Consider the following 4,466-nt stretch of genomic DNA (forward strand, 5'->3'; position numbering starts at 1 on the left):
GCGGATAGGTAAGCTATTAACAATCAGCGTAAATACTCCAGAGTTATATGAATACAGCCAAAGAGCTAAAACTCCGGAATTCATTCAAGAATTCCGCAAGCGAGCTAAAATCGAACCCAAGAATGCAGAACTAAAACGATTCCACGGACTAGACCGAGCCAAAGGCTATGGTCTACGAAGCATCCGCATTCAGGCCAAACTAACAGCCCTGGCGGTAAACTTAAAGCGGATAGCTAAACTGGTATCCGCTTCAAAAGGGTTATCTTCGTTTATTTTGAGGTTTTTATTCTGTCGGTTACAGATTAACCTACCTGATGGGCTGTGGGTAGCCGCCAGGGCGGTTTAAAAGGGTTGCTTTTTCAGTGGTCTTAAACGGTTCTTTTGCCTGTAAATCAAGCATCTTTGCTGTCTGAAAGCAATTGTCTTTGAAGCTTTTTACTCAAAGAATTAAACACCAGGTCATATGACATATCTATCATCTGTTTCAAGACCGCATCCGGAACGTCACCATCCAGATAAACCGAGTTCCAATGCTCTTTGTTCATATAATATCCTGCAACTATGTGCTTATATTCTTTACGCAGCGTCTCCCCGAAAGGCGGAATACATTTCAAAGTAATAATCGGTTTTTCGTATTTGTCACCACCTTGCAGGGCAAACATTTTACCGCCTATGAGGTACCTAATTGCATTCCATTCTATTTTGAAGTCCTTTTCCGCGCCATGTTTAGCCAGGCAGTATTCGTCAATCCATCCATATTTCATAACAACACCTTCCCCAATAAAATGTTATGGTGATTATAAGTTTCTACAGCTTTTACAAAAAGAAAACCGGCTCTTTTCGATTTTGACATGTTTGACTCAGACGTTTGGCAACATCCTTAACTATACCAGGTTTCACCGTTAGGGCTTTTTCAGGGCAACTCTTAACGCAGGCACAACACAGGATGCATTTTTCCTTTTCAATCAAGGTGCTATTTTCCAAATCGATGGCATCAACAGGACACACCGTTGCACAAACTCCACATTGCGAACAGTTGTTATTGATTTCTATAAAATCAAGAACCCATGGCTTAAATTCCCGATAGGGATAGTTGCCGGGTACAGCAATATCGGAAATATGATCGACCGATTCGATAGGAAGTAGTTTTTCTTTTATTCTTTTTCCCAATAACTCTGCGAGATTTACATCACTTACATCAGGACGGGCCACGGCGATGGGCGTTTCCGAGCTGGAAAAGGAGTGTTCCCCAACAAATGCAGCACAGGCAACCGGCACACATCCGTGCTTTACCATGGTGTCTTTAAGTTCGAGTAGTGCATCGTCATACGCACGATTGCCATAAACGACAACGCATACGGCAGGAGTACTACGAGCTTGGAGCGTATATAGCCAGTCAATGGCAATAGCCGGGACCCTACCGACATAAACAGGCACCCCGATAACAAGTAAATCATTTTCCGATGTTTGCAATTGTTGTTTTCTTAATTCGGGTTTTGAAATATCTATCGTTTCCACAGAACTTTGATTGAATCCGCGTGCAATTCCTTCAATAATCGTTTTTGTTGTACCTGAAGGCGAAAAATAAACGAGTTTCAGTGACTGTATTTTCATTAGTCTCCTCCGATTAAGAGTAACAACCAGATAAATTTGTTGGGTGTTAGTAATTAATGGTACATTAACTTTAATAAGGGTATATGTCAAGAGCACGAATTGATGTAGAAGATACGGACTTCAAAATGGATTGCATCCGAATACGTTCTAAACGGAAAATGCATTCCCACTATTTATGCCCCCCTGCCTCCAATGTTAGGCATGTCCTCAAAAGTTATCCTAGTAATAACCATTGTAAACCAGAAAACAGTATAATATTACTAATTCCAATGCCAGATAGGCAAAGGCTTCTGATTGTTATATCTGGATTCAGGTGATTATGAAGTGAAAATCGATAGGCTAATTTCCATTATCATAGTCTTGCTCAGGCGCGAACGGGTTCAAGCCAAAGAACTGGCGGAAATGTTTGACGTTTCCGTGCGTACTATCCTGCGTGACATTGATGCCATCAACCTGGCCGGGATCCCTGTCGTTACTTACCAGGGTGTCCACGGCGGTATCAGTATTGCCGAAGGTTACCGGCTGGATAAAAGCATACTAAGTGTTGGTGATATGGCAACCATCGTATCTACCCTGAAGGGGGTTGCTGCCAGCGCGCCTGATAGTCGTTATGACGTATTGGTGGAGAAGTTGAAAATACCGCTATCAACGTCACAGCTTGAGCTGCTTGAGCTGAAGAGCAGACAAATGATAATCGACCTGTCTCCCTGGGGAATCAATGGGCAGATCCAAGGAAGAATATCGCTGCTGCGCCAGGCTATTGAGAACCGCAGAGAGATCGAAGTCATTTATGTAGATGCCGCCGGTACGAAAACCATGCGCCAGTTGGAACCCTATTCGCTGCTCCTCAAAGGACAATCGTGGTACCTTTATGCCTGGTGCTTGCTCAGGCAAGATTTCCGTTTCTTCAAGCTGGTGCGAATTAAAGATGTACAGCTTACGGACAGGGTTTACCAGAGCAGAGAAATACCTGCAGCAGAACAAGGTTACTTTGAAAGACAGTGGAAGGAGAGAAACAGCCTGGTGGAACTGGAGCTGCTTTTTGACAAAGAAATGGAAAGTGTAGTGGAAGAGTGTTTTGGCGAGGGTGCATTCTGGCAAGATGACGGAAGGATTATGGTTAAAGCCTATCTGCCGGAGAATAATTGGTTATATGGCTATCTATTGAGTTTTGGCAGTGGAATGGAGGTAATTAATCCTCCGCATATTCGCAAAATTTTAGCTGCTATTGCCGAAAAAATTCATAAAACCTATTCCTCTTAAACCTGCCACATAGTTGTCATGTTTGACATGCTATAATCGAGAAAAATGATTGTGGAGGCCATAAATATGCAATATCAATTTGTTGTGGAAGAAAAGGAAGCTCAACCCACTATATCCATCCGTACCCGGACAGCAGTTGGGAGTTTGCCCCAGATATTGGGGAAAGCCTATGGGGCCATTATGAGCTACCTGATGGAAATTGGTGTCCAGCCTGCAGGTGCACCTTATGTGGGCTACTTTAATATGGATATGCAGAACCTGGATTTGGAATGTGGCTTGCCGGTGGCACAGCCGGTTGCTGGCAATGATGAACTCAAACCCAGTGAAATCCCGGCCGGGAAACAGGTATCCTGCCTGTATACCGGGCCTTATAATCAAATCGAGCCTGCTTACAATGCTATTATGGACTGGATACCCGCCAATGGGTACACACCAACCGGTGTCTGTTACGAATTTTATCTTAACGATCCCGCAGAAACGCTGGAAAATGAACTGTTAACCCAGATTGTCTTTCTGCTCAAGTCATGACGGCAAGGAGTATAACTTAATGGTAGAAAAGGATCTGATTCTGGATGACGTTTATGTGCTGGCCTACGAGGAATGATATTATTGATGGTCAAACCAATTTATGTTTTGTGGAGGTGTCTTAAATGCTAAGTCCATGTGGAGTAAGCTGTGGCGAATGTAAAGATTTTGAAAAATCTTGTGCGGGGTGCAGGGCTATTTCGGGCAAAGTCTACTGGGCGGAATTTGTTGGTACAGATATTTGCCCAATGTATGACTGCTGCATTAATGAAAAAGGGTTTGAACATTGCGGCCACTGTAACAAGCTCCCTTGTCAGATTTATTATGCTACTCAAGACCCCTCCACCACCAAAGAGGAGCATCTGGAGGGCATAAATCAGCGCGTGAAACTTTTAAAAGAGATAATGTCCGTATATTGAGTCGGGTGACACTATGTGCCTTTCAGATTGGATAGGAATTTGCTTTTTTCAGATCAGTATAGCACAAGATAGAAAATAATGGTTATACATACTTGATCCAAGAAATTGGGTCGAAATTTCATGATATTGCGGAATGTGCAGCCGGTAAGGGAAGGTTATCTTGCCGTGATAATAATCAACATAGCATCAACCTGATTTACCTAAAGCTCAGCCGGTATAACCCGATTCCTAAACTCTTTGAACCTGGCGGCACGCAAATTCTATGTCCGGGAAAGAAATGGTCGGCGGATCACGGTTTTTCGTCACCCACAGATTCAGATGCACTAGTATCTTCTTGATGACAGCTTGGTCTTCGATAATGGATATGATACGCATTCGCCCACAGCATTTTGGACAAAGCAAAGGATCACCCTGCGGGCACTACTGATGTTCCCTTTGGTCACCTTAATGTCGCGGTATAATAAACCTTTTGAATCAAACGAGCCCAAATCCTGCGTAGTTCCTTTTTTGTAATATCGGAATCAACCGGCACCGGCGTTTTAATATCAATATCAGTTTTTGTGCGCATTCCCCGTGACTTGTTGGAATAGTATCCGTAATACCTGACTATCTGTTCCCCTTTATTGGGAATATGGGTGACAAGTC

At 43.3% G+C, this 4,466-nt stretch carries 6 protein-coding genes and 1 pseudogene; 4 read left to right on the plus strand and 3 right to left on the minus strand.

All coding sequences use genetic code 11. The annotated features are described in order from the left end of the window. The coding region (locus AAV90_RS04670; RefSeq protein ID WP_198142817.1) for a transposase at window positions 1-346 on the plus strand (346 nt) is incomplete at its 5' end. Between the two features lie 46 nt (window positions 347-392). On the opposite strand, the gene AAV90_RS04675 is transcribed toward AAV90_RS04670, so the two are convergent. Both AAV90_RS04675 and AAV90_RS04680 read right to left on the minus strand, forming a co-directional pair. Further along, complete coding sequence (locus tag AAV90_RS04675) at window positions 393-764, minus strand: MmcQ/YjbR family DNA-binding protein (protein WP_046496391.1); 372 nt, start codon at window positions 762-764, stop codon at window positions 393-395. 52 nt (window positions 765-816) lie between these two features. After that, window positions 817-1,614: an EFR1 family ferrodoxin gene (locus tag AAV90_RS04680; protein ID WP_046496393.1), complete on the minus strand. Its 798-nt coding sequence runs from the start codon at window positions 1,612-1,614 to the stop codon at window positions 817-819. A 324-nt stretch (window positions 1,615-1,938) separates the two neighbouring features. Here AAV90_RS04680 and AAV90_RS04685 point away from each other — a divergent pair, with 324 nt between their 5' ends. The 3 genes from AAV90_RS04685 to AAV90_RS04695 all read left to right on the plus strand — a co-directional run bounded on the left by AAV90_RS04685 (window position 1,939) and on the right by AAV90_RS04695 (window position 3,821). Continuing rightward, window positions 1,939-2,877, plus strand: coding sequence for a helix-turn-helix transcriptional regulator (locus AAV90_RS04685; RefSeq protein ID WP_046496395.1), 939 nt, complete (start codon window positions 1,939-1,941; stop codon window positions 2,875-2,877). Between the two features lie 66 nt (window positions 2,878-2,943). Further along, complete coding sequence (locus tag AAV90_RS04690; RefSeq protein WP_046496396.1) at window positions 2,944-3,405, plus strand: GyrI-like domain-containing protein; 462 nt, start codon at window positions 2,944-2,946, stop codon at window positions 3,403-3,405. 122 nt (window positions 3,406-3,527) lie between these two features. Continuing rightward, window positions 3,528-3,821 carry a DUF3795 domain-containing protein gene (locus AAV90_RS04695; RefSeq protein WP_046496398.1) on the plus strand — a complete coding sequence of 98 codons (294 nt, stop codon included), beginning with the start codon at window positions 3,528-3,530 and terminating at the stop codon, window positions 3,819-3,821. Between the two features lie 439 nt (window positions 3,822-4,260). On the opposite strand, the pseudogene AAV90_RS15250 reads toward AAV90_RS04695, so the two are convergent. After that, window positions 4,261-4,466: pseudogene (locus tag AAV90_RS15250) on the minus strand (IS91 family transposase); the annotation flags it as partial.

Source organism: Syntrophomonas zehnderi OL-4 (genome assembly GCF_000983115.1).
In the GTDB taxonomy this organism is placed as follows: Bacteria; Bacillota; Syntrophomonadia; order Syntrophomonadales; family Syntrophomonadaceae; genus Syntrophomonas_B; species Syntrophomonas_B zehnderi.

Excerpts from the sequence above, each read along its gene's own strand:
- AAV90_RS04675 (WP_046496391.1), bottom strand. The coding sequence starts at position 764 with ATGAAATATGGATGGATTGACGAATACTGCCTGGCTAAACATGGCGCG.
- AAV90_RS04680 (WP_046496393.1), bottom strand. The coding sequence starts at position 1,614 with ATGAAAATACAGTCACTGAAACTCGTTTATTTTTCGCCTTCAGGTACA.
- AAV90_RS04690 (WP_046496396.1), top strand. The coding sequence starts at position 2,944 with ATGCAATATCAATTTGTTGTGGAAGAAAAGGAAGCTCAACCCACTATA.
- AAV90_RS04695 (WP_046496398.1), top strand. The coding sequence starts at position 3,528 with ATGCTAAGTCCATGTGGAGTAAGCTGTGGCGAATGTAAAGATTTTGAA.